20 protein-coding genes are annotated in these 24,353 nt (G+C 68.4%); 6 read left to right on the forward strand and 14 right to left on the reverse strand.

What is annotated here, in order from left to right; all coding sequences use genetic code 11:
- The first annotated feature begins 25 nt into the window (after nucleotides 1-25).
- Nucleotides 26-1,027 (forward strand): methyltransferase, encoded by a 1,002-nt coding sequence (locus tag ACFSXZ_RS31255; RefSeq protein ID WP_378269060.1) that lies wholly within the window; start codon nucleotides 26-28, stop codon nucleotides 1,025-1,027.
- A 7-nt stretch (nucleotides 1,028-1,034) separates the two neighbouring features.
- On the opposite strand, the gene ACFSXZ_RS31260 is transcribed toward ACFSXZ_RS31255, so the two are convergent.
- The 7 genes from ACFSXZ_RS31260 to ACFSXZ_RS31290 all read right to left on the reverse strand — a co-directional run bounded on the left by ACFSXZ_RS31260 (nucleotide 1,035) and on the right by ACFSXZ_RS31290 (nucleotide 9,406).
- The gene (locus ACFSXZ_RS31260) at nucleotides 1,035-2,282 is read right to left on the reverse strand and encodes an FAD-dependent oxidoreductase (protein WP_378269061.1); all 1,248 of its coding nucleotides are present in this window, start codon (nucleotides 2,280-2,282) and stop codon (nucleotides 1,035-1,037) included.
- Entirely contained in the window at nucleotides 2,279-3,934 is a 1,656-nt protein-coding gene (locus ACFSXZ_RS31265) for a prenyltransferase/squalene oxidase repeat-containing protein (protein WP_378269063.1), read from the reverse strand. Before ACFSXZ_RS31265 ends, ACFSXZ_RS31260 begins: the two co-directional genes overlap by 4 nt.
- A gap of 12 nt (nucleotides 3,935-3,946) precedes the next feature.
- Nucleotides 3,947-5,017, reverse strand: coding sequence for a UbiA family prenyltransferase (locus ACFSXZ_RS31270; RefSeq protein WP_378269065.1), 1,071 nt, complete (start codon nucleotides 5,015-5,017; stop codon nucleotides 3,947-3,949).
- A gap of 3 nt (nucleotides 5,018-5,020) precedes the next feature.
- Nucleotides 5,021-6,028: a polyprenyl synthetase family protein gene (locus tag ACFSXZ_RS31275; RefSeq protein WP_378269067.1), complete on the reverse strand. Its 1,008-nt coding sequence runs from the start codon at nucleotides 6,026-6,028 to the stop codon at nucleotides 5,021-5,023.
- Nucleotides 6,029-6,404: 376 nt separating this feature from the next.
- On the reverse strand, nucleotides 6,405-7,598 hold the full coding sequence (locus ACFSXZ_RS31280) for a glycosyltransferase (protein WP_378269069.1): 1,194 nt from the start codon (nucleotides 7,596-7,598) through the stop codon (nucleotides 6,405-6,407).
- Complete coding sequence (locus ACFSXZ_RS31285; protein WP_378269070.1) at nucleotides 7,595-8,371, reverse strand: FkbM family methyltransferase; 777 nt, start codon at nucleotides 8,369-8,371, stop codon at nucleotides 7,595-7,597. The genes ACFSXZ_RS31280 and ACFSXZ_RS31285 overlap by 4 nt, the downstream gene beginning before the upstream one ends.
- A 60-nt stretch (nucleotides 8,372-8,431) precedes the next feature.
- Nucleotides 8,432-9,406: a ferritin-like domain-containing protein gene (locus ACFSXZ_RS31290; RefSeq protein ID WP_378269072.1), complete on the reverse strand. Its 975-nt coding sequence runs from the start codon at nucleotides 9,404-9,406 to the stop codon at nucleotides 8,432-8,434.
- Nucleotides 9,407-9,664: 258 nt separating this feature from the next.
- On the opposite strand from ACFSXZ_RS31290, the gene ACFSXZ_RS31295 reads away from it, so the two are divergent.
- The 4 genes from ACFSXZ_RS31295 to ACFSXZ_RS31310 are packed head-to-tail and all read left to right on the forward strand — an operon-like array spanning nucleotide 9,665 to nucleotide 15,441.
- Entirely contained in the window at nucleotides 9,665-10,612 is a 948-nt protein-coding gene (locus ACFSXZ_RS31295; protein ID WP_378269073.1) for an ABC transporter permease, read from the forward strand.
- The gene (locus tag ACFSXZ_RS31300) at nucleotides 10,609-11,505 is read left to right on the forward strand and encodes an ABC transporter permease (RefSeq protein WP_378269074.1); all 897 of its coding nucleotides are present in this window, start codon (nucleotides 10,609-10,611) and stop codon (nucleotides 11,503-11,505) included. Before ACFSXZ_RS31295 ends, ACFSXZ_RS31300 begins: the two co-directional genes overlap by 4 nt.
- Nucleotides 11,502-13,577, forward strand: coding sequence for an ABC transporter ATP-binding protein (locus ACFSXZ_RS31305; RefSeq protein WP_378269075.1), 2,076 nt, complete (start codon nucleotides 11,502-11,504; stop codon nucleotides 13,575-13,577). The genes ACFSXZ_RS31300 and ACFSXZ_RS31305 overlap by 4 nt, the downstream gene beginning before the upstream one ends.
- A gap of 37 nt (nucleotides 13,578-13,614) precedes the next feature.
- Nucleotides 13,615-15,441 carry an ABC transporter substrate-binding protein gene (locus tag ACFSXZ_RS31310; protein ID WP_378269077.1) on the forward strand — a complete coding sequence of 609 codons (1,827 nt, stop codon included), beginning with the start codon at nucleotides 13,615-13,617 and terminating at the stop codon, nucleotides 15,439-15,441.
- Between the two features lie 102 nt (nucleotides 15,442-15,543).
- Here the strand turns inward: ACFSXZ_RS31310 and ACFSXZ_RS31315 are convergent, their stop codons facing one another.
- Complete coding sequence (locus ACFSXZ_RS31315) at nucleotides 15,544-16,119, reverse strand: transposase (RefSeq protein ID WP_378269078.1); 576 nt, start codon at nucleotides 16,117-16,119, stop codon at nucleotides 15,544-15,546.
- A 123-nt stretch (nucleotides 16,120-16,242) separates the two neighbouring features.
- Between ACFSXZ_RS31315 and ACFSXZ_RS31320 the strand changes: the two genes are divergently transcribed.
- A complete protein-coding gene (locus tag ACFSXZ_RS31320; protein WP_378269079.1) occupies nucleotides 16,243-17,481 on the forward strand; it encodes an HNH endonuclease signature motif containing protein in 1,239 nt (412 codons plus the stop codon).
- A 213-nt stretch (nucleotides 17,482-17,694) separates the two neighbouring features.
- Here ACFSXZ_RS31320 and ACFSXZ_RS31325 read toward each other — a convergent pair whose 3' ends face one another.
- From ACFSXZ_RS31325 to ACFSXZ_RS31350, 6 genes are all read right to left on the reverse strand, one after another.
- The gene (locus tag ACFSXZ_RS31325; RefSeq protein WP_378269081.1) at nucleotides 17,695-18,621 is read right to left on the reverse strand and encodes a glycoside hydrolase family 16 protein; all 927 of its coding nucleotides are present in this window, start codon (nucleotides 18,619-18,621) and stop codon (nucleotides 17,695-17,697) included.
- 120 nt (nucleotides 18,622-18,741) lie between these two features.
- Nucleotides 18,742-19,557 carry an IclR family transcriptional regulator gene (locus ACFSXZ_RS31330; RefSeq protein ID WP_378269083.1) on the reverse strand — a complete coding sequence of 272 codons (816 nt, stop codon included), beginning with the start codon at nucleotides 19,555-19,557 and terminating at the stop codon, nucleotides 18,742-18,744.
- A gap of 87 nt (nucleotides 19,558-19,644) precedes the next feature.
- The gene (locus ACFSXZ_RS31335) at nucleotides 19,645-20,589 is read right to left on the reverse strand and encodes a DUF6282 family protein (RefSeq protein ID WP_378269085.1); all 945 of its coding nucleotides are present in this window, start codon (nucleotides 20,587-20,589) and stop codon (nucleotides 19,645-19,647) included.
- A gap of 60 nt (nucleotides 20,590-20,649) precedes the next feature.
- Nucleotides 20,650-21,648: a cyclase family protein gene (locus tag ACFSXZ_RS31340; protein WP_378269086.1), complete on the reverse strand. Its 999-nt coding sequence runs from the start codon at nucleotides 21,646-21,648 to the stop codon at nucleotides 20,650-20,652.
- A complete protein-coding gene (locus ACFSXZ_RS31345; RefSeq protein WP_378269087.1) occupies nucleotides 21,614-22,855 on the reverse strand; it encodes an MFS transporter in 1,242 nt (413 codons plus the stop codon). Before ACFSXZ_RS31345 ends, ACFSXZ_RS31340 begins: the two co-directional genes overlap by 35 nt.
- Before the next feature lie 21 nt (nucleotides 22,856-22,876).
- Nucleotides 22,877-24,256: an MFS transporter gene (locus ACFSXZ_RS31350; RefSeq protein WP_378269088.1), complete on the reverse strand. Its 1,380-nt coding sequence runs from the start codon at nucleotides 24,254-24,256 to the stop codon at nucleotides 22,877-22,879.
- Between the last annotated feature and the right edge of the window lie 97 nt (nucleotides 24,257-24,353).

The raw sequence follows: 24,353 nt of genomic DNA on the forward strand, positions 1-24,353 counted from the left end.
GGTTCCCGACGCCGAAAGGACGCCCATGCCCGAAGACGCCGCCGCCCGGCTCGCCAGCCTGGTGGATCTGGCCACCCCGTTCGCCATCCGCGCCGCGGTCGCCCTGCGGCTGCCCGAGCTGATCGAGAGCGGCACCACCGGCCTGGCGGAGCTGGCCGTCGCGAGTGAAAGTCACGAAGACTCGCTCGCGCGGTTGCTGCGGCATCTGGTGAACGTCGGGCTGTTCGCCGAAACCGCGCCGCGTGTCTACGGGCTCACCGAGCTGTCGCGGGAGCTGCTCAGCGAGGACCAGCGCTGGCAACGCGGCTGGCTGGATCTCGACGGTCCGGGCGCGAAGATGGATCTCGCCTACACCCGGATGACGCATTCGGTGCGCACGGGCGAGTCCGCCTACGGCCGGGTGCACGGCATCGGGTTCTGGGCGGACTACCAGCGTGACGAACGGCTCCGGCTGTTCTTCGGCGCGATCATGGCCGCACACGCCTGGCAGACCGGGCCCGCCGTGGCCGCGGAATACGACTGGTCCGGGGTGCGGCGGGTGCTCGACGTCGGCGGCGGCATCGGCGCGCTGCTGTCGGAGGTCCTGCTCAAGCACCCCCACCTGAGCGGTGCCGTGCTGGACCTGCCGCCGGTACGACCGGAGGCCGAACAGGCGTTCGCCGAAGCCGGCCTGGGCGGGCGCGCGGAGTTCGTGGGTGGCAGCTTCTTCGATCCGCTGCCGGACGGCTACGACGTGCTGCTGGTGTCCCGTGTGCTGACCGACTGGAACGACGAGAACGCCACGAAGATCCTGCGCCGCTGCGCCGAAGCCACCAAGCCGGGAAGCCGCGTGCTGATCGTCGAAGTCCTCGCCGGTGACGAGCACGCGAAGAACAACGCGTCGTTCGACCTGCAGTCGCTGGCACTGCTGGGCGGGCGCGAGCGCACGGTCGGCGACTTCCACGCGCTGGCCGCGGCCGCCGGGCTGCCGGTGCGCGCCACGCACCACTGGCCGGGTGGCCTGGTCGTCGTGGAATGCGGGGAATGACAAGGGATCACGCCCAGGACGGGAGCTGCCGGGCCCGCGGGTCCGGCAGCAACCCGAACTGATGCAGCCGGTCCAGCGGGCTCAGCGGGTGGACGCCGAGACCGGCCATCGTGTGCATCACGGTGTAGCGGATCCGGTCGTTGCGGCCGGTTCCCCGCAGCGCCCGCCCGCCCGCGAACCTGCCCGCCCACGAAAGATCCGTGGTCATCCGTGCCGCGTTGTGACTCGTCCGGCCGATGTGCGCGAGATTTTCCCGGCGTGCGGCCGAATACCGCCCGAGCGCGTGATCGACGACGGCCGGGGCGAGCGAACCGCCCTGCCGGAGCATGGTGGCGAGTTCGTGGGCGTCGGCGATCGCGCTGTTCATCCCCTGCGCCGCCATCGGATGCACCGCGTGCCCGCTCTCGCCGACCAGCGCCAGTCCCGGAACCGCCAGGGACGGCGCGAGGAACCGGGAGACCGGCAGTACCTGCCGTCCACTGAGGTGCGCGCGGACGGCTTCCTCCAGCGGCGCGAGCGCGGGCGCATCCCGGATCACTCCGGTCACCCAGTGGTCCAGTCCTTCGGCGTTCAGGCCGCGTAACTCGTCCGGACCGGCCTGGGCGTAGAAACGCATCCGGCCGTCCGGCAACGCATAGCGCAGCAGGAGCCCGCGGACCGTGACATAAGCGGAAAAGTCCGGTTCGACTTCGGGACTGTCGTGGAGTTCCAGCGCCACCAGCCGGTGCGGGTACTCGACGCGGCGAACCTCGATGCCCGCCTCACGGCGCAACCGCGAAGACATGCCGTCGGCGGCGACCACGAGGGCCGCGTCGACGCGATCACCGTCCAGCTGTACTCCGGTGACCCGGCCACCGGCCGAAACCAGGCCCGTCACCAGCTCCCCGCGACGGAACTCGACGGTGTCCGGCAAGGATTTCGTGAGCGCTTCGAGGATCGCCGGATAGTCGTGGGCGAGCAGCCAGTTGTGCTGCGAGGGCAGGCGCGTGTAGTCGAGGACCATCCGCGGACGCCCCTGCGGATCGCGAGCGACCAGCTTTCCGAGCCGCAGCGCTCCGGCGGCCTCCAGCCGTTCGGTGACGCCCCACTCGTGCAGGATCGCCAGTGATCCCGGCTGGAACACCTCGCCCTTGGCCACCGGCCGCACCTGCTCCTGTTTGTCCAGCAGCAGAACGCTGCGTCCCAGCCTGCCCAGCGCGCAGGCCGCCGCCAGCCCGCCGACACCGGCACCGCACACCACGACGTCGTAACTCACTGTTCCTCCGCCGTCCGGAAGCGAGAAAGCGCTTTCAACGCCAGGCCGTGCGCCAGCGCGGGATTCGGGTACCGGCAGACATGCCGGACGTATTCGTTGACGCTCGCGGCGGGCCAGCCACCGTCGGGCAACCGGTGGACCAGCAGCCAGTCCACACCGGACCGCACGGAGTCCGGTTCCGCCCCGGCCGCCAGCAGTGCGGACACCGCCCAGCCGGTCTCCTCGACCGTGCCGGGCTCACCGTCGCCGGTGCCCCAGGAGCCGTCGGGCAGCCGGGTGCGGTCCAGCCACGCTCGCGCACGCCGTGCCGGTTCGCCGTCGGACGCACCGGCCTTGGCGAAGGTCTGGAGCACGGCCGAAGTGCCCGCCGTGTGCATGCGGTACCAGACGGATTCGTAACTCCCGTCCGGCCGCTGCGCCTTGCCCAGCCAGCGCAGCGCGCGGCGGACCCGGCGGTCTTCGGCGGGCACGCCCGAGTCCAGGAGCCCGTCCACGGCCTGCGCGGTCATGTGCGGGCACGGCCCGCTGTTGGCCACCTTCGTGTTGCGCACGCACAGGCCCCACGACCCGCGGGTGTCCTGTTGCAGTGTCAGCCACGTGACGCCCCGGCGGATCGCACCGGCCTGCTCCTCGCCGGGCAGGTGATTCAGCGCGGACAAGATCTCACCGGTCTCCAGCGTCGCCGGCCAGCCCCGGGTGCCCGACCAGCCCCAGAACCCCGGCGGGCACCCGAACGCGACGAAGGGCTGATCCTGTTGCAGCCGAAGGAAAAGCTCCTTGACCGCGGCCAGCCGCGGGTCCTCGGCGTAGCCCGCTTCGAGCAGGCCCGCGGTGGCATACATCGACCAGGTCAGGTCCAGGGGGCCGCTCGACCACGAACCATCGGGCGCCATCATCCGCCGCAACCAGCCGACGGCACGCTCGACCATGTCCCCGCCCAGTCCGGCGCGGGCGAGCCCGGCGCAGACCAGCCCGGTCACCCAGGCGTCCTCGCACCACCCGCCGGTGCTGCCCTCGTGTTCGTAGACCTGCCGGATGGCCGCGAGCGCGTTCGGTTCGGCACGCCTGGCCAGCGCGCGCTGCCAGCCGGTCAGCGGTTTGTGCCGGGTCTGGGCCAGACCGAGCGCGGAGACCATCGGCACGCGCAGGTCGAACAGTTTCCGGTACAACCCGGGCAGCAGCGCGAGTTCGAGCGGGAAGCGGCGCATCTCGCGGGGGTCCAGCCAGCCCGCGAACCCGTAGAACTGGCGGCACCACGCGACCACCTCCGGATGCGGGATCGCCTCCAGGCCACCGAACGCCCGCATCCACGCCTGGCCCGCCTCGACCTCGGCGGCGTTGCCGCGCGGATCGGTCAGGTGCAGCACAGCCGAGGCCACCGCGGTCGGCCCGGCCTCGGAGGCCCCGCCGGGCACCATCGCCCAGCCACCGTCGGCTGCCTGGACCCCCTTGAGCCAGCGGGTGCCCGCGGCGATCTCGTCCGCCGCCCCCCCGGGATCGGCGAAATGCAGCGCGCACACCGCGCCGACCGTGCCGAGGGTGGACGTCAGGCTCTCACCGCCGTAGTCGAAGACCCCGTCCGCGCGCTGGGCCGCGAACAAGGCCTCGGCGCCCTGGGTGATCGCTTCCGTGATCGCGTCGGTCCGAATCAAGCCGCATCCTTCCTATGCCTCAGGCGCCGGCGGGCTCGAACCGCGCTCAGTGCCTCTGGTTACGTCAGGCTCGGTGCCGGGTCGCGCGATCGTTCTCATCGCGACGGGCGGGAACTCGTGACGGGCACGCATCAAGCCCTGGGTGAGCAACGAGAACAACAGCACGGGCAGCACGAGCGCGAGCGCGAACCGGGTGCCCGCGGCACCCGCGATGACGGCGCTCGCGAGCACGAGACGTTCGGCCACCAGCAGTTCGTGCGCGCGCAACGCGGTCCGCGCGCTCAGGACGTCACCCGAGCGCACCGACGGGACGAACGCGCAGACTCCGCAGACGGCGGCCGCAACGACGAGCGCGAACCGTCCGGCCGGATCCGTCGCGGCCCAGGGCGTGCCGACAAGGATCAGCGCGAGACCGCTGCCGTAAAGCCAGAACGCGAGCCGCACGGCGTAGGCCACGCCATGGCGGACCGGCACCGACTGGTAACCGCCCGCGCGGTCGCCGTCGACATCGCGCACGGTGCCCACCAGGTTCGACGCGGTGTCGTGCAGCAGGAATCCCGCCGCCACCGGCGCAAGCGCCCACGGAGGCCACGGTGCGGCCACCATCGCCCCGATCACCAGTGCCAGCGCGGTGACCGCGCCGCGCGCCAGATTGCCGGCGAGGCCGCGTTTCTTGAACACCTTGCTGTAACCGACTATCCCCGCCATCGCGACCACGAACACCGGCACGATCCGCCAGTTCGCCGGCACCAGCAGAGCGGCGGACCCGGCCGCGCAGGCCAGGCCGCCGTAGAGCGCGGCCTCGATGGACAACCGTCCCGAAGGGATCGGCCGATGGGGTTTGCCGATCGCGTCGAGACCGCGGTCGAAGTAGTCACCGAGGTAGTGGCCGGACAACCAGCCCAGCGCCGGGGCCAGCGCCGCGATGAGCAGCACCCCGGTCCGGCCCGAGCCTCCCGCCACCACGGCCCCGGCCAGGCCGAGCAACGCCGGATAACACGACGTGTAGGGCCGCCAGGTCTGGACATGTGCGTGGACGGACCGGCCGATCCGCCGTCCCACCACCGTGATCGCCGACGTCACGTCTCAGCGCTCCCGCCGCACCGCGAGGTCGGCCACCGCCCCGAGCAGGCCGGCCGCCTCGGCGACCGGAAGCACCCCGAGCCCCGACTTCGCCAGCCGCACCTCCTCGCGCGCCCGGGCCCTGGCCGCGTCGAGCGCGCCGGTCGCCACCACGACCTCACGCAGGGCCGCCAGCGCGGTCTCCGGGGGAAGCCCGCCGGACAGCACTCGCGCGATCACCCGGCGCTCGGCCGGCCCGCCCTCGCGGTGGGCGAGCAGCACCGGGAAGGTCGGGCGGAGGTTGGCCACGTCGCTCGTGCCGGGTTTCCCGGTCACCGCGTCCTCGCCGAGGAAGGGCAACAGATCGTCATACATCTGGAAGGCGAGGCCGATGTGCTCGGCGAACCCGGTGACCACGTCGACCTCGTCCGGTGTGCCTCCGCCGAGCACCGCACCGGCCTGGCAGGCACCGCGGAACAACGCCCCGGTCTTCAGCCCGGCCATCCGGAGGTAGGCCGCGAGACCACTGCCCGGTGTGGCGTGGCCAGGCGGCACCAGCACGGCCTCTTCCATCTGGCCTCGGCACAGGTCCACACCCGCCTGGGCGAAAATGCGCACCGCGGACACGATGTTCGCCTCGGGCACCGCGCATTCGGCCAGCGCGGCGAACAGGCCGATGATCAGCGCGTCCCCGGTCACGATCGCCTCGGACACGCCGTAACGCGCGTGCACCGACGCCCGGCCCCGGCGCGTTTCGTCTCCGTCGATGATGTCGTCGTGCGCCAGCGACGCGACGTGCAGGTACTCCGCGGCCAGGGCGGCGGGCATCACCGTCTCCCGGTCGCCGCCGACGGCCTCGGCCGAGGTCACCAGGAGCAGCGGCCGCAGCAGCTTGCCTTCGCCCAGCAACGCGTAGCGGGAAATGTCGTCGAGGCGGTCGCCGCCGGCGGGCCAGCGTTCGGTGAGCGCGCGCCGGACGTCCGCGGTGACGGTGGCCAGGGTGGGTTCGTCGATCAGGGCATCCGCACCCATGGCGCTCACCCGGCGGACTTCGCGGAATTGTATTCGTGCAACGACGGCTGATGAATGATGTCGGCCACGTTATGAATGCCTTTCCCGTGCCACGAACCGGCTTTCCGAGTCTCTCGCCACATTCCGGATTCAGGGGGAACTCCTCCAGTCTCTGAGCGTGGTGATCCATTGTCAAGACGTCGAAAGAATTCGGTCATAACCGACCGGTGAAAGGGTGGCGGGTATTTACGTACGGGCAATGAACACTGGAATTAAGGGCATATTTTCCCTAATGTGTCGACAACTGGGAGGACGACCAGTAGGATCGGCGTTCCTTGGTGAGGGGGCACAATACGAAATGTTTCCCCGGACACCGCGTCCGGGAAACGCCCGTGGGTCAGGCCAGCGCCGCGAGATCCCCGGCGAGCACGTCGAACCCCGGCATCCGCGCCGCCAGCCGGGCCAGCTCCGTGGCGCGGCGCGCGAATCCCTCGTCGGCCAGCACGCGGCCCACCGCATCGGCCAGCGCTTCCGGTGTCGCGGCGGCCGGATCGAGCCTCAGGCCAAGGCCCAGTTCGGTGACGCGCCGCGCGTTGTCCGGCGCGTCCCCCAGCAACGGCACGTTCACCATCGGCGTCGCCGTGTGCAGGGCCTCGTGCACACCGCCGAAACCGCCGTGGGAAAGGAAGACCGCGGCCTCACCGAGCAGCTCACGTTGCGGGGCGAAGCGCACCAGCCGCACGTTCGGCGGCCGAGGTCCGGACCAGTCCCCCGCCGCGGGACCGAGTGACACCACACCGCGGCACGGCAGTTCGCCGAGCGCGGTGACCATCGCGGCGAGCAGGCGCGGCACCTCCGGTACCACGGCGTGCATGACCGTGCCGAGTCCGGCCAGCACCAGTGGCCGTCCGGGGGCAGGAGAAACGTCGTGCGCCGTAACGATGTCCGGCCGATAGGACCGCAACGACGGTCTTCGCAGGGACTCCGGGTACCACGCGGCGGGCACGACCGCGGCGAGCAAACCGTCGTTCGGCCGCCACGCGTCTTCCGCCGGAGGGAGCCCGAGTTCGGCCAACTGGCCGTTGAGGGTGTCGTGCAACAGGGGCAGATGCGCCGACGTGAACGGCGCGATGTCGAGGACCGCGCGAGGCAGCTCGAGCCGTTCCGCGGCGAGGTAACCGCCGAACTCGTTGCACTCGCGCACGATCAGGTCCGGCCGCCAGGCCGCCGACGCGCCGATCAGGTCGCGGGCGAAGATCCCGGCCAGGCCTCCGGCGTGGGCCTTCGTCACCGGGCCGACCTCCTCGCGGGCGCGCGCCGTCTCGCCGGGGTCCTCCCCTTCAGCGCCGGGCATGCCGGGGCTGGTGAAGACCACCGGGTCGGCGAGCAACTCCTCGAGGGTGCGCACGTTCGGCAGGCTCAGGTGCTCGATGCCGTGACGGGCGAGGCCGGCGGCCATGGCGGGCGCCGTCGCCACCGCGACGGTGTGCCCGGCGCGGCTCAGCGCGTGCGCCACCGGGACCACGACGGGCGCCAGATGCGAGTAAAGGGGCAGACAGGTGAGCACGATCCGCTTTCGCCCCACGGTCACCGCCGCGCGTAGACCGTCTCGACGCCCAACTCGCCGAGCACGCCCTCCGGCCGGTCGGCGCCCACGGTGAATCCGCGCTCCGCCAGGATGGCGCGGGTCGCCGCCGAGGTGCCGGAGTCCTGCGCTTCGAGCACGACCTGGCGGATCCTGGCCCAGTCGTGGTCGTCGATCCCGGCGAGCACGTCGGCTTCGGCACCTTCGACGTCGATCTTCACCAGGTCGATCGTCCCGGGCAGGCCGGCGGTGGCGAGCACGTCGGAAAGGCGTTCGACGGGCATCCGCACCTCACGCCGGTGCGCGAAGAGGCGTTCACGGCAGGCGCGGTCCTCCGGTGTGGCGGCCTGGTCGCCGATCGCGGCCTTCGACTCCGGATACCGGGTGGAATTCCCCGGCACGTCGGCGAAGTAGGTGAACGCGACGTCCGGCTCCGGCCGCGCGCCGAGTGCCCGCCGCAGCGGCGTGACTCCGGTGACGCCGTGGCGGTCGAGGTTGGCGCGCAACGCCTCGAACGTGGCCGGCATCGGCTCGAGCGCCAGCACGCGCGCTCGCGGCCGGAGCTGCTTCACATACAGCGTGAAGAGACCCACGTTCGCCCCGACGTCGACCACGACCGCGTCCTCACCGATCGTGATCCCGCGCCGGAGGTAGCAGTGCTCGGAGAAGATCTCGGTGTGGATGAACGCGATCTCGGTCGTGTCACCGGCTTCCCCGTCCGGGACGTAACACCCGAACCCGGTGTCGAACTCGACGTAGGTGAGCCCAGTCAACGTCACCGTTTCCTCCCGCCGTCCGAGCATAGTGACATCCGGTCGGCGGGATCAACGGCGACGAGCCTAGTAGCCGCCGCTGGTCTTGATGTCGCCGTTCACGCCGGCCGGGTAGAAGCCGCCCGAGGAGACCTTCTTCGGGTTGAGGTAGGCGATGTTGAGCACGCGGTCCGCGCTCCGGCCGAAGGCGATGCCGTTGCCGTCCGCGGGCACGAGGTTGGCCTTGCCGTCGATGAGGACCCCCTGGTCGTCGTTCTTGTTGCCGGCCAAGCTGTTCCGCGCGGCGGAGATCTTGTTCGTGACGTCGCCGAGTCCCCGCTCGAAAAGCTGGGTCCGGACGATGCCGGCGTGATAGGCCTCCACCGCGAGGATGCCGGCCGCGGCGTCGAGAAAGGTCTTGTTGCCGATCAACGGCGCCGCGCCCTTGTAGGCGGTGACCCCGACGTCCTCGAAGAGGTACGCCGCGACCAGGAAGTTCGGCTCACTGGCGAACGGGTCGAACGTCTGTCCTTTTTGGATCAGGCCGGCCGCCTGCGCGGCGGCGGTGAAGCTGTCCTTGAAGTCGATCTGCGGCTGTGCCACCGCCGCCTTCCCCAGCGCGCCACGCAGGAACTTCACGTGCGCGAGTTCGTCCCCCGCGATCTCCATCGCGATCTGGTGTACCGCCTCGCTTTCGAACTTCACCGCGTGCCCGCCGCTGACCCCGCCCTGTTTGCCGACGCCGCCGGTCAGGTAGCCCGGCAGGCCGTAGCCGTGGACGGCGAACGAATACAGGTTCGCTTCCAGGAATTCCAGGTTGAGCGCGAAGTTGAGCACCGCCGCGTCGCTGGGCGCGTTGCTGTCCTTGGCATCGGTCGCGTTGCGCAACTCCACTTCGGGCGCCGGCTGGTTCTCGTGCCCGCTCATCAGGGCCGCACCGGCGTAGCTGGCCCCGACCAGTCCCAGCCCGGCCGCTCCCGCGGTACGCAGGAAACGGCGACGGTCGCTGGGATTCTCGGCACTGCGTGAGACCAGATGCCGTACGTAACGTCTTCCGAACACGCTATGTCCCTTTCCTCACATGCGCTGCCCCATCACCCGGAACGCGGCCGCGGCGTGATCGGTTCGGTCCGGTCGCGAAAATCTGTTCCGCCGCTGGTCAGCACCGGGCAGGGCGAACCGGCGGTCACGTTCGGTTCCCACCCGCTTGGACGCCATGGACAAACGGCGTCCGTTCGGTGTACGTCTATTTCCGACCGGCGCCTGGGCCGGTTTCCCGGCACGGGTGGCCGGCACCGGACGTGGACGGGGCGAGGGCGGATGGCGGGCTTTCTGTTCCGCCGGCTGGCACAGTCGGCCGTGGTCGTCGTGCTGGTCACCATCGTCACCTTCGTGCTACTGCACCTGCTGCCCGGAGGCCCGGCCAAAGCGATCCTGGGCCCGAAGGCGACTCAGCTCCAGATCGAGACCTTCGTCCACCAGAACGGCTACGACCGGCCGCTCGTGGTGCAGTTCCTCGCCTGGGCCGCCAGTGTCCTGCGCGGCGACCTCGGCTACTCCTACCAGCTCAACGAACCGGTGACCGCGGTGATCGCCGACCGCCTGCCCAAGACCGTGCTGCTGATGACGCTCTCCACGCTGGTCGCGATCCTGGTCGCGGTGCCGGTCGGGATCTACCAGGCACGCGGGCGGAATTCGGCGGGCGACTACGCGGTGACCGGCCTGTCCTTCGTGTTCTATTCGATGCCCAGCTTCTTCCTGGCCGAAATCCTCATCCTGGTGTTCGCCGTCGAACTCCACTGGTTCTCCCCGGTGGGCCCGAACGGCGATTCGCTCGGCGCGATCCTCGGCCAGGCACCGCGCCTGGTGCTGCCGGTGCTGACCCTGGCGCTGATCACCATCGCGTCGTTCAGCCGGTACGTCCGCTCGTCCGTGGTGGACAACCTCGCCCAGGACTACGTCCGCACCGCGCTCGCGGGCGGGGCGAGCGAGAACAAGGTGCTGGTCCGGCACGTGCTGCGCAACTCACTGATCCCGATCGTGACCCTGCTCGGCCTTTCGCTGCCCCAGATCTTCTCCGGCGCGCTGATCAGCGAACAGGTCTTCAACTATCCGGGCATGGGCTTCGCGTTCGTGCAGGGCGCCCAGGTGCACGACTACCCCACGCTGCTGGGCATCGGTCTCGTGGTGGCGCTGGCGACGGTGACGGGCTCGCTGCTGGCCGATCTCGGTTACGCCGTCCTCGATCCGAGAGTGCGGTACCGATGACTTCCACGGACCAGCGGGAAACGCTCCCGCCCTCCCCCGTACCGGCGAGACGGGGCCGTGCCGCGGCGCGGACGTTCGCCGAGAACCGGCTGGCGGTGGCGGGCCTGGTCCTGATCGGCCTGTTCGTGCTGTTCTGTTTCCTCGGCCCGCTGATCTACCACACCCAGCAGGTGACGACCGACCTCGGCAGCGCCGACCAGCCACCTGGTCCACACCACCCGCTGGGCACCGACGACGTGGGCTACGACGAACTCGGCAGGCTGATGGCCGGCGGCCGCTCGTCGCTGGAGATCGGCGTCGCGGCGGCGTTGATCGCGACGATCTTCGGCACCCTGTGGGGCGCGGTGGCCGGCTATGTCGGCGGCTTCACCGACTCGGTCATGATGCGCGTGGTCGACACGCTTCTCGCCCTTCCCAGCCTGTTCCTGTTGCTGATCCTTTCGGCGATCTTCACCCCGTCCGTCGGGCTGCTGATCGTCGTCGTCGCCTTCGGCGCGTGGCTCAGCCCGGCCCGGCTGGTGCGCGGTGAGACGTTGTCCCTGCGCACCAGGGAATACGTGCAGGCGGTGAAGATGATGGGCGGTGGCAGGGCCAGGGCCGTCCTGCGGCATGTGACGCCCAACGCGATCGGCACCATCGTGGTGAACGCGACGTTCCAGGTCGCCGACGCGATCCTGCTGGTCGCCGCGCTGAGCTACCTCGGGCTCGGCATCGCCCCGCCGCACGCGGACTGGGGGAACATGCTCTCCAACGGGACCGAGTTCGTCCAGAACGGCTATTGGTGGATGATCCTGCCGCCCGGCATCGCGATCATCGGCGTGGTCGTCGCGTTCAACTTCCTCGGCGACGGTCTGCGCGACGCGTTCGAGGTGCGGCTCCGGAGGCCGAGATGACACCAGAGACGGTGCTGCGGCTGGAGGACCTGCACACCACCATCGATGTCCGCGACGGTGCGGTGCATCCCGTGGACGGCGTGAGCCTGGAAGTCGCGCCCGGCGAAATGCTGGGGCTGGTGGGCGAATCCGGCTGCGGGAAGACGATGACCGCGCTGTCGGTCCTCCGCCTCCTCCCCACCGGGGGCCGCGTCGCGGGCGGCCGGATCATGCTGGGCCAGGACGACCTCACCCGGATGACCGAACGGGAGCTTCGCGCGGTGCGTGGCCGCCGGATCGGCATGGTCTTCCAGGACCCGATGACCTCGCTCAACCCGTCGATTCCGATCGGCAGGCAGGTCGCCGAGCCGCTGGAACTGCATTCCCGGCTCTCCGGCGCCGAATTGCGCGAACGCGCGCGGACCATGCTCGACCTGGTCGGCATCCCGCACGCGGGCCAGCGCCTGGACGACTACCCGCATCAGCTTTCCGGTGGCATGCGCCAGCGCGTGATGATCGCCCGCGCCCTGGTGTGCGAACCGGAACTGCTGATCGCGGACGAGCCGACCACCGCGCTCGACGTCACCATCCAACACCAGATCCTCGAACTGATCGACGATCTGCGTGCCCGGCTGCGTATGGCCGTCATCCTGGTCACGCACGATCTCGGCGTGGTCGCCGGGCGCGCGGACCGCGTCGCCGTGATGTACGCGGGCCGGATCGTCGAACACACCGGCACGCGGTCCCTGTTCGGCAACCCGCGCCATCCTTACACCGAAGCGTTGTTCGCCGCCCTGCCCGAGCATTCGGCCGAGACGGGACGCAAGCTCTACAGCATTCCGGGAACACCACCGGATCTGCGGGAGCCGCCGCGGGGATGCCGGTTCGCGGCGCGTTGCCGGTACGCGACCGTGGCCTGCCGGGACTACGATCCGCCGCTCAAGGCCGATACGTCCGGCCATTCCTACGCCTGTTTCCACCCCGTGGGCGTCCCCGCGCCGGAAGTGATCCAAGCTGTCGCCGCGCGTACGGCTTCCGCCGAGCCCGAGGACGGCGGCGCCAAGGATGGCGCGCCGCTGTTGAGTATCGAGCATCTCGTCAAGGACTTTCCCGTCACCCGTGGTCTGTGGCGCCGGGCGGGCACCGTGTCCGCGGTCGCCGACGTCAGTTTTTCCGTGGGCTCAGGCGAAACCTTCGGCCTGGTCGGCGAGTCCGGGTGCGGCAAGACGACGGTCGGAAGACTGGTCGCCGGACTGGAAACCCGCACCGCGGGCCGCGTCACCGTCGGCGGAGTCGATCCGGATACGGTGCGGGGCAAGGATTCGCGACGGCTTCGCCGCGACACGCACCTGATGTTCCAGGATCCTTACGCGTCACTGGATCCCCGGATGCGGGTGGGCGCGATCGTGGCCGAGCCGCTGGTCATCCACGGCGTGGGCACGCGAGCCGGGCGGAAGCGGCGGGTGGAGGAACTCCTCGCGGAGGTGGGCCTGCCCTCGGACGCCGTGGAGCGGTACCCGCACGAGTTCTCCGGCGGGCAACGGCAACGGATCGGGCTGGCCCGCGCGCTGGCACTGGAACCGAAGCTGGTGATCGCCGACGAACCGGTGTCCGCTTTGGACGTTTCCGTGCGGGCGCAGGTGCTGAATCTGATGAAGGACCTGCAGGACCGGCACGGGCTCACCTATGTGCTCATTTCGCACGACCTGTCCGTCGTGCGGTATCTGTCGCACCGCATCGGCGTGATGTACCTCGGCAAACTGGTGGAAATCGGCCGCGCCGACGACGTGTACCCGCACCCACGGCACCCCTACACCCGCGGGCTGATCGACACGGTCCCGGTCGCCGATCCCTGGGCCACCCGCGAAAGCGGGACCGCCGGTGTGACCGGTGAACTGCCTTCCGCGTTGACACCGCCGTCGGGATGCCGCTTCCGCACGCGCTGTCCACGGGCCCAGGACCGCTGTGCCACCGAAGAGCCCCCGATGCGGGACATGGGCCCGGCCGGTCACCAGGCCGCCTGTCATTTCCCGCTCCAGGCGCCGGACACACCGGCCGGGATCACCACCTCGGGCGCGGGAAGCGCGCTGTGATGTCGACGATGGGCACAGTGGGACAGGAAGGCGGATCATGAGGGTACGCAAGCTGTTCGCGGTCGCGTTCGCGGCGCTGGTGGCGGGCACCGCGGCCGCCTGCACCGGCGGTGGCACCGGTTCCCAGGGCACGCCGGCCGAGGGCGGCACCGCGGTGTTCGCCCTGGCGCCGGGCACGCAACCGAACTGGATCTTCCCGTTCGTCGATTCGGCGCACAACAGCGGCTACGCCACCGGCGACATGCAGATGCTGATGTACCGCACGCTCTACTGGTTCGGCGGCGACAACGGGGACACGGGCCTCAACGTGCGCAAGAGCCTGGCCGAAGCACCGCGCTACAGCGACAACGACACGACGGTCGTGATCGACCTCAAGCCGTACAAATGGTCCAACGGGGAGCCGCTGGCCGCCCAGGACGTCGTGTTCTGGATGAACATGATGGTCACGGAGAAGGCGAACTGGGCCCAGTACGTGCCCGGCCAGTTCCCGGACAACGTGAAATCCGTGACCGCGACCGGCCCGCAGCAGGTCACCTTCAAGCTGACCGAGCCCTATTCGCCGACCTGGTTCACCGGACAGGAACTGGTCCAGATCACTCCCCTGCCGATGGCCTGGGACAAGACCTCCGACTCGGCACCGGCCGGCAGCGGTGGTTGTGCCACGGACCGCGCCAAATGCGACGCGGTCTACAAGTACCTGTACGAAAAGAGCAAGAACCTCTCCGGCTACGCCACCGATCCCCTGTGGCAGGTCGTCGACGGTCCCTGGCACCTGACCGGTTTCGACAGCGACGGCAACATCGCCTTCGACCCGAACCCGGCCTACAGCGGTCCGGACAAGCCACACCTGGCGCACTACCGGTTGCAGACCTTCACCAGCAATGCCGCCGAGTTCAACACGCTGCGCAGCGGTGGCACCATCTCGGTCGGCTTCGCCCAGGGTGCCGATCTGCCCGCGAAGCAGGCGTCTCAGGAATTGCCCGCGACCAACCCGTTGGAGGCCAACTACAATCTGGTTCCCTCCTACGGCTGGGGCTGGAGCACGACCCTGCTCAACATGGACAATCCGGTTTTCGGACCGACGTTCAAACAGCTCTACCTCCGGCAGGCGCTGCAGCAGACTCTCGACCAGGTGACCGATGTCAACGTCGCGTACCGCGGCTACGCCACCGTGACCACCGGACCGGTCCCGGTCAAGCCCGAGAACCCCTTCATCACCGACGCCGAGCGTGGCGCGGGGCCGTATCCCTTCGACAAGGCCGCCGCGAAGGCACTGCTGACCGGCCACGGCTGGACCCTCCAAAATGGAGTGATGACGTGCACCGGCCCGGGCACCGCGGACAACCAGTGCGGCGCCGGAGTCGCCGCCGGCACGAAACTCGAGTTCACCCTCGAATACTCCACCGGCAACCCCGCCTACGGCCGGATCATCCAGCAATGGAAGACCGACGCCGCAGAGGCTGGCATCGTCCTCGACCTCAAGGGCGGGGAATTCAACCAGGTCATGTCGGACGTCAGCGACTGCCACGGCTCCGGTCCGGCGTGTGACTGGCAACTGGGCTACTTCGGCTACCAGCAGTACAACGCCGTGCCGACCGGCGATCAGCTGCTTCTGCCCGGTTCGTCCGGCAACCTCGGCAACTACGACGATCCCAAGCTCGATTCCCTCATCGCGGCGACACTGCACAGCGACGACAAAGCGGCCTTCGCCGCATACGAGGACTACGCGGCGAAGACCCTGCCCGGGCAGATCAACATGCCCATGCGCAGCTCCATGCGCGTGGTCGCCAAAAACCTGGGAGGCGTCACGTTCAACGCGGTCACGACCGCGCGAAGCCCGGAAGAGTGGTACTTCAAGAAGTAACCGAGTGGAGGTGCGGAGGGCTCGGGGCAAGGCGGGGCCGGACTCAGCATGCCGAACCGGCGCATCGACCACTCAGCCAGCCGAGTGTCTGTGGACGGTCGTTCAGTTCATCGGTGATCTTGTCGAGTTCTTCTTATGTGCAGCCGGAGAGGTCGGTGTCTTTCGGGAGGCACTGGCCCAGGAGACCGTTGGTATTCTCGTTGCTGCCAGCGAGCGAATGCTCCCTTCGTTCGGTTGGCGAGAGTGTCGTGCGACCCGGCCCTGCCGCAGGGCCGTAGCGACCTCCCGCCGCAACTCGCCCTTGGCCTGCACGTACAGCGTCTGATAGATCGTTTCGTGCGACACCTGCAGATCCTCACGCCCGGGATGCTCCAGGCGCAACCGGCGTGAGATCTGCCTGGGTGACCACTTCTTCTTCAGGCCCGCCATCACCTCGGCCCACAACTGCGGGCTGGCCAGCATATTGCGGTCCTTCGGCCGTCTGCTCATCTCCACCGCGCGGTACTGCGCACTCAACGCCCCATACACCTCCCGGCCACCGTTACGCGAGATCTCCCGTGACACCACGGAGGGATCCCGCCCGATCACCTGCGCAATCTCCGCGCTGGTCATCTTCCACTTGGTACCCAACGAAATCTGCGTCCGCTCCGCCATACTCAGCGCAACACCGCGCCCCATCGAACCGACCTCCCAGCAAGATCCACTCACTGGTGATCATCATGCACTGACCCCCTGAAACCGCCTTGAAGCTCACCCGAACGTGTAGAAACACCTGTTCGATACGCCGGTATACTCGGGGACATGGCCGCACTTACTCCCGAGCACGTGTCCTCGCTGAGTGACACGGCCGTGCTGGATGCGTTGCGAGAGACGGAGATCCGGCGTCGTCGGCTGTATCGGGACGAGCTTGTCCTGGTGGCTGAAATCGAGGCGCGGGGTATTGCGACGAGCCGGGGTGTGCATATCGAGACGTCCGCGTTGCTGCGGGATATGTTCAACCTCAGTTCCCCGGAGGCGCAGCGGATGGTCGCCCACGCCGAGGCCCTGTGTGGCACGGTGACGCCCACCGGGGCCCGCCTTGATCCGCGGCTTCCCGTGGTGGCCGATGCTTTGGGCGACGGGATGATCTCGCCAGGTCATGTGGAGGCGATCCGCAAGGCCGTCACCGGCCTGCCGGACACCGCCTCCCCCGAAGACCGGGCGATCGCGGAAAAGATCCTGTGCGAGGCCGCCATCACCAGCGAACCGTCCCACGTCAAACGACTCGGCGACGAGATCGCGCTGCGTCTGGATCCCGACGGCGACGAGCCCAAGGAAAAGGACCTGCTCCGCCCCCAGCGGCGACTGGATGTGCAGGAGACCCGGAACGGCCGCGTGCTGGGCCGGTTCGACCTCGACACCGAAACCGGAGCACTCCTCACCACCCTGCTCTCCCCGCACACCGCACCACAGCCCACAGAAGACGAACCCGATCGACGCTCGCGCAGCGAACGTTACGGCGACGCCTTCCGCGACATCCTCACCCTCGCCGCCCAGTGCGAGAGCACGCCGAACGAGGCGGGGGAACCGGCCACCTTGATGGTCAGTATCACGTTGGAGGAGTTGAAGAGCGGGATCGGGCACGGACTCGTGGACGGCTGGAACCTCTCCGCCGCCCAGATCCGCCGCATCGCCTGCGACGCCGCCGTGGTGCCCGTGGTACTCGGCTCGAAGAGCGAGATCCTCGACATCGGACGCGCCACCCGAGTCGTCCCTCGTGCTATCCGCCGGGCGCTGATCCGCAGGGATCGCGGTTGTTCATTTCCGGCGTGCGCGAAGAAGGCCAAGTGGTGCCAGGCGCACCACGTGCGACACTGGGCGTGGGGCGGCCCGACAGCGCTGGACAACCTCGTCCTGATCTGTGCCCGCCATCATCAGGTGATTCACCATTCGGAGTGGGAAGTCCGCATCAGGCAAGGGTTCCCGGAGTACATCCCACCGTCCTATGTGGATCCCGAACGCAGACCACGGCGCAACACCCTCCACACCATGCGCACATAAACCGCTCCCCCAAGTTTCACCCATAAGGGCACAGGCATACCCCGGGAAATAGACCTGTCAAACACAAGCCCCGGGACTTAATGCTGCTTAAAACGCGCTGGAGCAATGATCGAGATTCGCCAGGAACCGTTGATCGAGCAGGCAATGGGCACCGCCGGGTGAGCCGCCCCGGTGCCTGGTAGGGGCGGCACCGGGGCGGCATTTTGTCGTCGCCTACGCCGAGACGTGGACGTAGTCGACGACGAGTTGTTGGGGGAACTGGGTGTTGCCGTCGGGGTCACCGGGCCAGTCTCCGCCGACCGCGAGGTTGAGGATGATGTAGAAGGGATGGTCGAACACCCATTGGTTGCCGTTGGTGTCGGCCGGGGTCCTCGTCTCGTAGGCCTGGCCGTCGACCGAGAAGGTGACCGCGTTCGGCGACCAGTCGACGGCGAAGGTGTGGAAGTCGTCGGCGAACGACTGGCCGCCCGGCAAAGGGTAGGCGGCGGTCAGCGGGTTGCCGCCGGAATAGCCCGGTCCGTGCATGCTGCCGTGCACCGTGCCGGGCTCGCGGCCGATGTTCTCCATGACGTCGATCTCGCCGCAGGAGGGCCAGCCCGCGCTGCCGATGTTGTCTCCCAGCAACCAGAACGCCGGCCACATGCCCTGCCCGCGCGGGAGCTTCATCCGTGCCTCGAAGTGGCCGTACCGCTGGGTGAACTTCCCCGCGGTGTTCAGCCGGGCCGAGGTGTACTGGCACGAGCCGTACCAGCAGTTGTAGTTGGCCGGGTTCTCCTTCTTCGCGGTGATCACCAGGTGACCGTCACCGTCGAGGGCCGCGTTCGCGGTGCCGGCCGTGTAGAACTGGCGCTCATGGTTGTTGACGCCGTCACCGGTCTCGTGCTGCCACTTGCCGCTGTCGACGTCGGCTCCGGCGGCGCCGTCGAAGTCGTCACTGAACGTCGTCGCCGCCGCGCGGACCGAGTTCGCTCCACTCATGCCGATCGCATTGGTATCGACCACCTGCCCCGCACGGGGCTGGGTCACTCCGGCAGCCGCGCCGGGCAGCTCGGTGGTGCACCCCGCGCTCGTCATCACCGCGACCGCCGCGGCGCCGATCACCAGCAGACTCCGCCTTTTCGGCCTTTTCGGGAAGGACATCTCGGTGCGTACCTCCTGTTCTTTGCTGGCGCGAACAGTAGGACGCTTTGCTTCCCCGGCCGGGTGAACTCAGGCGAGCGAAAAGGTCTCTTAAGAATGGCTTAAAGAACGGAGCCGGAGCTACTCCGTTCGCGGCACGTCTTCCAGAAACGGCGTGGAGGAGTCGGTCAGTGCCTGACGGCGGGTCGCCGTCCCGGCCAGTTCCTCGGTGATCCGGTAGGCCGTCTTCAGCAGCGCCGATCGCACGGCCGGGTCTTTCTCCGGCAGTGAGGAGGTGGTGCCGATCACCGCGACCGTCGCGGCGACATCGCGTTCGTCGAACACCGCCGCGGCGAGCACGACACCGTCGATGTTGGGCACGCGCACCCGGCAGAATCCGTCGGCGCGGCAGGGCGGCAGCCGTCGCTCGAACTTCTCCCGGTCATCCGGCGCCAGACTGTCCAGATAGCTGCGCCGCATGTTCTCGTCCTTCGAAAGCGCGATGAACAAGCGCGTCTGCGCCGAGACGTGGTCCAGCTTCGAACCGATCCGGACGGTGATCAGGATCGGGTGCGTGCCCGTCTCGGAGACGAAGGAAACCACCGGCCCGGACTCGCCCCAGAGCGAGAGCACCACGGTGAGACCGGTGTCGAGCGAGAGCGACCGCATGTGCCTGGGCGCGATTTCCACCACGCGCCGCTGTCCCTGCGCCATCGCGCCGAGTTCCAGCAGGAGCCGCCCTGGCATGTACTCGACGGGGTCGTCGGGCGCGCGTTCCAGGATGTTGGCCCCGGCCAGCGAGGAAAAATAGCGATGCACCGTCGTGCGGTTGAGCCCGAGGAGCTGCGCCGCCTCGGCGACGGTGATCTGCGGCTTGCCGAGGCTGAACAGCCGCAGGATCTCGGCGACCCGGTAGATCACCTGGATGTCGCCGCTACCACCGGCCCCGCTGGTCACGATCTTGCTCCTCGCGTGGAGAAAACGGCAGCCGGGGCGTTTCCCCCGGCTGCCGTGGACTATAACCCAGTATCAACCCTCACCCTGCTAGGTGAACAGGAGCTGGCCCGCGTTCCCGCCGGTCATCGTCTTGATGTCATCGTGGGCGAAACCGGCGTCGAGCAGCTTGCGGACCATGCGCCGGAAGGCCGTCATCGGCAGTGGATTGCCCTTCTGGCCCAGATCGGACGAGAAGATCGTGCGCGAGGTACCGGCCGCCTGGTGGAACGGTGTGATCTTGTCGATCGGGTCCTCCGTCGCACTGCGCCCGACCACCATCGCCAGGCAGTGTTCGACGTGCACACCCAGGGCACTCCACTCCTTGAACCGTGACGGCTCGGCACCGACGATGAAGTCGGGGTGGCTGACCACCATCCGCTCGACCCCGGCCTCGACCGCGCCCTTGACCAGCACGTCGATCTGGTCGGCGGGCAGGTGCCCGCAGTTCATGATCGCGCTTTCCTGCACGATCACGTCGAGGATGTCGCGGACCTTGTCGGTGAGCTTGCCGTCTTCACCGACCACACTGATCGGTTCGTTGTCGCGCAGGGGAATGCCGGAGACCGGGAAATTGCTGTGATGGTGCTGGTGGAACTCCAGGTGCGCGGGCGAGGCGATGGTCGGGAACCAGACGACCCGGCCGCCCATTCGCAGCGCCAGTTCGACGGCGTAGGGGTTGAGCCCGCCGACGGTGTTGTTGAGCGCGACCCCGCCGAAGACCTTGACCGGCACGTCCTTCAGCCCCGCCGACTCCAACGCGAGGATGTCGGTCTGCATGCTGTGGTGGTGGGATTTCGCCACGATCGCGCGGAAGCCCAGCGTGGCGGCGTCGGTCGCGGCGTCGAGGATGGACATCCGCCGCGGGAACGGGCTGGGGCCGGGGTGCGTGTGGAGGTCGACACCGCCGGACAGCAGTTCGTCGACTTCGGGGTCCGCCTGCCACCGGTCGGCGTCCAGCTCCTGGTCCCACAGTTCGCTCTGTGTCTGTGTCAAGTTCGTCCTGCTTTCCATGGTTTTACGAGCCAGTTTTACGAGCGCAGTTTTGCGAGCGTGTTATTTGACGGCGAGTGCGTTAGGCGGCGATCCGACCCCTCCCTTGATGTTCAGCGGTTTGGCCGTCACCATGAATTCGTAGATTCCGTCGGCGGCACAGTCTTCGGCGAGTTCGTCCAGCTTCCACAGCTCCCCCAGGAGCATGCCGAGCAGCGCGATCAGCGGCCGGTGCATCATCCCGTTGTGGGTCACGCCTCGCGGCGGAGGCGGCTCGTCCGGGTCCACCCAGCCCGACGACGGGTCGACGGGGAAGGACTCCAGGCCACCGTTGTCCGAGACGGCCAGGGAAATCTGGTGGTCCCACAGCCAGGCCAGCATCTCCTCGGACTGTCCCAGGCCGGGAGATCCGGTGCGGGCGGCGCGTTCCTCCGGCGTGCAGCGGATCCAGTGTTCGGCCATACCGGTGTGCAGCAGCAGAATGTCGCCGGATTTCACCTCGACACCGAAATGTGCCGCCATCGCGTCCAGTTCGGCCGCGGTGATGCCCCGGTTGGTGTCGGGGTCCAGTGGTTCTCCCACGCTGTCGAAATACCGCACGGCGTCGAGGAGGATCCCGCGGCCGACGATGCCCTTCTCGGCGACCTTGCCGATGCCCAGGTCCGATGTCCCGACGTCGATGGCGTCGTCGGCGACCCCGCCGTAGAACCCGTGCTTCGGATGACGGATGTGGCGGAGCCCGTCGATCTGGGACGTGGACTGGAGATAGAACGAGTCCAGCCAGTCGTCGCGGTGGTTGGGGTTGTTGGAGAAGATGTGGTGCTCGGTGGGCGGCCGGGTGCCGGCCAGGCTGGGCACGAAGGTGTTCACCGGATAGTCCAGATTGAACACCCGGCCTCGCTTCACCAGCGCCGCCGCTTCCAGCGCGCGTTGCGGGGTGAGGAAGTTCAGCGTGCCGAGCTGGTCGTCCTTACCGAAGAGGTACCACGAAGACCCGGGCGGGGCATCCGTGCGGCGCCGCAGTTCCTCATACCGGGGAACCTTCGGTTCGCTCTGGTTCATCGACGCTCCACGTTCTCGTTTTCGAACCACCCGTTTTCGAACCACCCGTTTTCGAACCACGCAGCCAGGGCAGCAGGCACGGCAGGGCGATCGCGTTGATCACGCACAGGGCCAGATAGGCGATCGTGTAGTCGTGGGAGGCCGCGAAGACCTGCCCCAGCACGAACGGCCCGACCGCGGACCCCAGGGTGGCCCAGGTCTGGAACTGCGCGAAGACCGGCGGGAATTCGTCCACTCCGAACAGTTCCACGACCACCTGGGAGCGGATGAGGATGGTGTTGCCCAGGCTCTGTCCGATCAGGACGGCACCGGTGAACAACACCCAGCCCGCCGGTGCCAGACCGATCATGGCGACCCCGGCCACCTGCAACGCGAAGCTGAACATCGTCCAGCGATGCAGGCCGAACGTCCTGATCCCGGCACTGCCGATCCACCGGGACGCCACCGCGACCCCGGTGGCCACCGAGACGGCCAGGCTCGCCCCGGAAAAGTTCCGGGACAGCCCGGTCGCGACCATGTACGAGGTCGCGCCCAGCTGCGATGCGCTGATCAGTCCGAAGCCGGCCACCAGTGGCCAGTGCGGGGCAAGCCGCAGCCACGAACGCCCTGGCGCCGGCGTCCGGACGGCGGCCGACGGTGGTGTCCCACGCCGGCCGAGCATCAGCGCGGCACAGCTCACCACCAGGAAACCGGCCGCCTCCACGAAGAACGTTCCGGCGTGGAAGGGCCCTGTGGTCAGCAGGAGCGCCACCAGCGGAGCGATCAGAATGCCGCCCGCTGAGGCTCCCGATGTCGACAAGGCCATCCCGGCCGTGGGCTTCCCGTCGAAGACCCGGACCAGCACCGCGGTTCCCACGACCACGAACCCGCCGTTGAAGACCGCGCCCAGGGCCGCGAAGGCCGTGATCACGACCGGCGCCGAGGGATGAACCGCCATCGCGGTGATCGCGGCCGTGCCGGTCAGCACCGCGGCCAGCAGCGCCCGGATCGGGTTGTGTTGCCCGAACCTGCTCACCACCGGCGCCGACAGGGCACCCGTGATGAAGAACGCCGTACTGGCCAGTGAAAGCGAGGCAGCACCGACCGTGCCGGAACGCAGGAATACGGCGATGTAGATCGGAATGCCGTAGACCGCGACACCGCTGCCCATGGTCTGCAGGACGAAGATGGCGACGGCCGTGTGCGCGCCGTTCCGGTCTGAGTGCATGCCTCGCCTTCACAAGAGGTGTCACGATTCGGCTCCCACCACCTTCTCCAGCGCGTGCATGTCCAGACCATGGGTTTCCGGACCGGACATGCTCGCGAACAGGATGAACAGACCGCCCAGGGCGGTCATGACGCCCGCGGTCCAGGCGAAGGGCATGATGTGCCCCAGCCAGACCTGGTAGTAGGCGAAGAACGACGGGACGATCACGGCGGTGCTGTAGGCGACGCCCCAGCCCGAGGACCGGACCGCGGTGCTGAACCGCTCGTTGATGTAGGCCGGCAGGACACCGAACGACCCGACGATGGCGAAACCGGTGAGACAGCCGAGGAGCGTGAGGTTGAGCCACCCGTGCACGTTCCCGCTGCCGATCAGGTACAGGGTGATCGGGGAAACCACGATCGTGACCCCGGCGGCGATGTAGAGCGCACGTTTCCGCCCGATCTTGTCGCTCAGGAATCCGTACAGGAGATAGGAAGCGACGGCGGGCCACGCGGTGATGAGCTGGGTGTGCGCCAGGTCGGACGCCGTGTAACCCTTGTTCTTCAACAGGAACTGCGGCATGACGCTACCGAGCATGTTGGAGGCGAAGAAGATCCCGGTCATCATGAAGTAGGACTGGATGAAGGCACGACCGGACTTGCCCTTGAGCATCTGCCGCAGCGGTGCCTTGCTCCGGGCGGTCTCCTTGAAGATGTTGGAGTCCTCCACCTGCCGACGGAGGTAGAAGGCGACGATGAAGGCGAGCACGCCACCGATGATGAACGGGATCCGCCATCCCCATTGGACATACGGCGAGTGCAGGCCCGCGTTCGGCGCGAACGTCAGGACGAGCGTCACGAGGATCGCCACCACGAACGGCCCGAAGCTGGCCGAGCACTGGATCATCGCGCCGATCAGCCCGCGCCTCTTGGGTGGCGCGTATTCCAGTGCCATCGGGGTGGCCGCGGTGTACTCACCGCCGAGGAAGATGCCTTCCACGAACCGCAGGCCGATCAGCAACGAGGTGGCCAGCGTGGCACCGATCGCTTCGGCCCCCGGCAGGCACGCCATGAGGAAGGACACCGTGCCGAACCCGTAGATGGTGATGGACCCGACCCGCCGCCTGCCGATCGTGTCGGCGAAGTGACCGAAGATCAGCGCACCCAGCGGCCTGCCCAGCAGCGTGGCCCCCAACGTCATGCCGACGAAGATGGACAGTTGCTCGGCCGACAGTTTGGCCTGGAAGTACCCCATGGCCGGGAGCAGCGCCGTCGACACCACATAAATGGAAAAGGAGTCGATGGCGAAACCCGCCCAGGCGCTGGCGATGGCCCGGCGGCGGCGTTGCTTGTACGTTCGCCCGGAAGCGGTGGCGGAATCGGATTCTGAATTCACGGGTTCGGACTCGGTGTTGGCGGACATGACGATCCCTTCGGCGCTGAAGGTCGTGGTTGCTGGTTATTCGGTGGGGGTGGGGTATTCGTCGGCGTTGAGGACCCAGCCGGGCTGGGCGGAGAAA

It is taken from the genome of Amycolatopsis pigmentata, assembly GCF_042684065.1.
GTDB classification, from domain to species: Bacteria; Actinomycetota; Actinomycetes; order Mycobacteriales; family Pseudonocardiaceae; genus Amycolatopsis_E; species Amycolatopsis_E pigmentata.